At 61.7% G+C, this 1,098-nt stretch carries 1 pseudogene; it reads left to right on the top strand.

Going from position 1 to position 1,098, the window contains the following annotated elements:
- Nucleotides 1–34 precede the first annotated feature (34 nt).
- Nucleotides 35–811 (top strand): annotated as a pseudogene (locus ABVQ20_RS40445) (IS110 family RNA-guided transposase); the annotation flags it as partial.
- Nucleotides 812–1,098 lie beyond the last annotated feature (287 nt).

The following is a 1,098-nucleotide window of genomic DNA, read 5'->3' as shown; positions in this document are numbered from 1 at the left end:
CGCGCTCCTCCGCATTATGGTCACCTGACGATTAGTGAAGCGGCAGAAGAACGATGCGGCTGACGCGGAAGCGATCTGTGAAGCGGCTCAGCGGCCGACCATGCGGTTCGTTGCGGTAAAGAGCGAAGAGCAGCAGGCCGCAGCGATGGTGTTTCGCGTTCGCGATCTTGTGGTGCGCCAGCGGACCCAAACCATCAATGCGGTAAGAGGCCATCTTGCTGAATTCGGGCTGGTGGCCGCACAGGGTCTCTTCCATGTGACTAAGCTTGTCGCGGCGATCGAGGACAAGGATTCCGCCATTCCCGAAGCCGCCCGGCCGATCCTGTCTCTGCTCGTCGAGCAACTCCGCTCGCTGGACGAGAGGGTGGCCGTGCTCGACCGCGAGATCGCTCGACGCGCCAGGGAAGATGCAGAAGCCAGACGGTTGATGACCATTCCTGGGATAGGGCCGATTACCGCAACAGCGCTTGCAGCGTTGGCTCCTTCGGCTGCAACCTTCAAGAGAGGGCGCGACTTCGCGTCATGGCTTGGCCTCACGCCGCTGCAACGGTCCACGGGCGGAAAGCAGAAGCTTGGCGAAACGTCCCGAATGGGAGAACGAACGCTGCGTCGGCTGCTGATCATTGGGGCCAGCGCTACCGTGCGCTGGGCAATGCGCAAGGGCGCGACGGCTGATCCGTGGCTTTCGCGGATGCTGAGCCGCAAGCCGCCCATGCTGGTGATCGTCGCCCTTGCCAATAAGACGGCGCGCATCGTCTGGGCATTAATGGCCAAGGGCGGAACCTATCGGACACCAGCCTTGGCGGGATAAAGTCCGCTCCCCTGAGCGGGCTGCCAAAGTGTGAGAAGGTCGAACGGAGAGTATGGCGCAACGGTCAACGAGACGGGATCGGGAAAACCAGATCATGGATACGCGTCTTGAGCGCGCGAGGTTGAATTGGACCCGATCCGCGAACTCCCATACGGGCCCGCGGCATGTCGAACGCCGCATCGGAGGCCGGACACATGTCAGCACCCGACCACGCTCCTCATTCTTCATAAAAGATTCTTCTTGCGCTGACGGGGGCGTCCACACATGTCCATGACGACAATGTCGCC

It is taken from the genome of Mesorhizobium shangrilense (genome assembly GCF_040537815.1).
Taxonomy (GTDB): domain Bacteria; phylum Pseudomonadota; class Alphaproteobacteria; order Rhizobiales; family Rhizobiaceae; genus Mesorhizobium; species Mesorhizobium shangrilense.
The sequence above is the reverse complement of the archived record's forward strand: the minus strand, read 5'-3'. Positions and strand labels throughout refer to the sequence as shown.